Here is a 2,665-nt window from a genome sequence, read left to right on the forward strand (position 1 = left end):
TCCGCCTGCACCCGCATCCCGGTCACCGGCAGCAACCCGAAGGCCAAGCGCGTCGAGTTCCGGGTGCCGGACCCGTCCAGCAACCCGTACCTGGCCTTCTCGGCCATGATGATGGCCGGCCTGGACGGCATCAAGAACAAGATCGAGCCGCCGGCCCCGATCGACAAGGACCTCTACGACCTCCCACCGGAGGAGTGGGGCGACGTCAAGCAGGTGCCTGGTTCCCTCACCGAGGCGCTGGCGGCGCTGGAGGCCGACCACGACTACCTGCTCGACGGCGGCGTGTTCACGCCCGACCTGATCTCCACCTGGATCGACTGGAAGAACGCCAACGAGGTCGACCCGGTGCGCCTGCGGCCCACGCCGCACGAGTTCGCGCTCTACTTCGACTGCTGAGCCGCCACCGCCACCGCCCCCGCCACCCGCGGGGGCGGTGGTCGGCGGAAACGGCCTCGGGCCGGCCTCCGCCCTCGTACCGTCGAGACATGAACCCGCCTCACGACGAGCCGCCGACCGTTCCGTGCCGGTGGAGCCGTCGGTGAGGCCGCGGCCCACCACCACCGCCACCACCCCGCAGATCCCCGCCGTCCTGACCCTCGGGGTGGAGGAGGAGTTCCTGCTGCTGGACCCGGACACCGGCGAGAGCATGCCGGTCGCCGACCGGGTACGCGACGCGCTGTCCGGCACCGCCCGCGAGCAGAGCCGGCAGGAGTTCCGGCACAGCATGGTGGAGATGGTGACGCCGGTCAGCCCGGACCTCGGCGAGCTACGGGAGCAGCTGGTCACGCTGCGGCGGGCGGCGGCCCGGGCGGCCGGCGCGGCCGGGGCGCGGCTGGTCGCCGTCGGCGCCACCCCGGTCTGCGAGGCCCACCGCACGGTGCCCGACGAGCAGCGTTACCACGACATGTCCCGGCGGTTCGGCCCGGTCGCCCACGACCCGGCGGTCTGCGGCTGCCACGTGCACGTCGGCGTACCCGGTCGGGAACTCGCCGTGCAGGTCTGCAACCACCTGCGCCAGTGGCTGCCGGTGGTGCAGGCGCTCACCGCGAACTCACCACTGCACGACGGGCGGGACACCGGGCATGCGAGCTGGCGTTCGATGCAGCTGGAACGGTGGCCGAGCATCGGGCCGACGCCGCACTTCGACTCCGCCGCCGACTACGACGCCACGGTGGCGGACCTGATCACCGCCGGGATCATGCTCGACGCCGCGATGGTCTACTGGTACGCCCGCCCGTCCGCGTCGTACCCGACGGTGGAGGTCCGGGTCGGCGACGTCTGCCCCACCGTCGACGACACGGTGCTGGTCGCCGGGCTGGTCCGGGCGCTCGTGGCCACGCTGATCGACGACGTCCGGGAGGGCGTGTCCGCACCCCGTATCCGGGACTGCCTGGTCGCCGCCGCACACTGGCGGGCCGCCCACGAGGGCGTCGACGGCAAGCTGGTCGACCTGCGCACCGGGCGGCCCCGGCCCGCCTGGGACCTCATCGACGACCTGTTCGTCACGGTCACGCCCGCGCTGACCCGCCACGGCGACCTGGATCTGGTCCGGCGTGAGCTGGACCGGGTGCACCGCTACGGCACCGGCGCCACCCGGCAACGACGGATCATGGCCGGGACCGGCGGGGACGTCCGCGCCGTGCTCGATCACCTGGCCGCACAGACCGTGTCGACGTGAGTCGATGACCGGCCCGGACCGCGCCCGCTACCGGTCAACGCAACCCGGCGAACAGGTCGTCCTCGGGCGTGGCCGCGCCGGTGGTGTCCCGCACCCGCACGAACGTCTCCATGCCCATCAGCTCGGTGAACCGCTCCTGCCCCAGACGCAGGAAGAAGATGTTCTCCGCCTGGCTGGCGTGCGCGGCGAGCGAGGCGAACTTCTGCCCGCCGTAGGCGCGGGTGTCGACCCAGGTGGTGATCTCGTCGTCCGGCAGGCCCAGCGCCGGCATCTCGTCGGTCGCCTCCGGCTCGGGGAACTCCACCCCGATCTCCTTCATGACAGTGCCGAACTGCTGGAACGCGCTGCGCGGCACGGTGGTCCAGTAGACCTTGGCCGGGATGCCGGTCTGCTCGACAGCGGCCATGGTGATCCGGTGGGCCTGGATGTGGTCCGGGTGGCCGTAGAAGCCGTTCTCGTCGTAGGTCACCACCACGTCGGGGCGGTAGCGCCGGATCAGCTCGGCCAGCCGGTCGGCCGCCTCGGCCACTGGCGTGTTCCAGAACGCGCCGGGCGCCTCGTTCGTCGCCCAGCCCATCATCCCGGAGTCGCCGTAGCCGAGCGTCTCCACGTGGGTGACCTTCAGCGCCTCGCAGCTGGCGGCCAGCTCGGCGCGGCGCATCTCGACCACCGCCTGCGGGTCGTGCCCGGGGTCGCCCGGCTTGATCCCGCCGGGACCGTCGCCGCACCCCCCGTCGGTGCATGTCACGAGCACTGTGGTGACGCCCTCGGCCGCGTAGCGCGCCAGAACGCCGCCGGTGCTCGTCGCCTCGTCGTCGGGGTGCGCGTGCACCGCCATCAGGGTCAGGGAACGATCGGTCACCCCGTCACCATACGAGCATCGGCCGACGAACTAGTGTTCTGTCTCGCAAATAGCTAGCCGTTTTAGTAGACTTCGGACGTGACACGCGCTGCTGCACCACTGATGCTCGAACCCGGCCAGCGGGA

Annotated in this window: 2 protein-coding genes and 1 pseudogene; 2 read left to right on the plus strand and 1 reads right to left on the minus strand. The window is 71.9% G+C overall.

Features of this window, described 5'->3' with window-relative positions; translation table 11 throughout:
* Both C569_RS31640 and C569_RS0129420 read left to right on the plus strand, forming a co-directional pair.
* Positions 1–396: pseudogene (locus C569_RS31640) on the plus strand (type I glutamate--ammonia ligase); the annotation flags it as partial.
* A gap of 142 nt (positions 397–538) precedes the next feature.
* Positions 539–1,678: a glutamate--cysteine ligase gene (locus C569_RS0129420; protein WP_051090564.1), complete on the plus strand. Its 1,140-nt coding sequence runs from the start codon at positions 539–541 to the stop codon at positions 1,676–1,678.
* Positions 1,679–1,712: 34 nt separating this feature from the next.
* Here C569_RS0129420 and C569_RS0129425 read toward each other — a convergent pair whose 3' ends face one another.
* On the minus strand, positions 1,713–2,540 hold the full coding sequence (locus C569_RS0129425) for a PIG-L family deacetylase (RefSeq protein WP_018789272.1): 828 nt from the start codon (positions 2,538–2,540) through the stop codon (positions 1,713–1,715).
* Positions 2,541–2,665 lie beyond the last annotated feature (125 nt).

The organism is Micromonospora sp. CNB394, assembly GCF_000374985.1.
GTDB lineage: Bacteria > Actinomycetota > Actinomycetes > Mycobacteriales > Micromonosporaceae > Micromonospora > Micromonospora marina.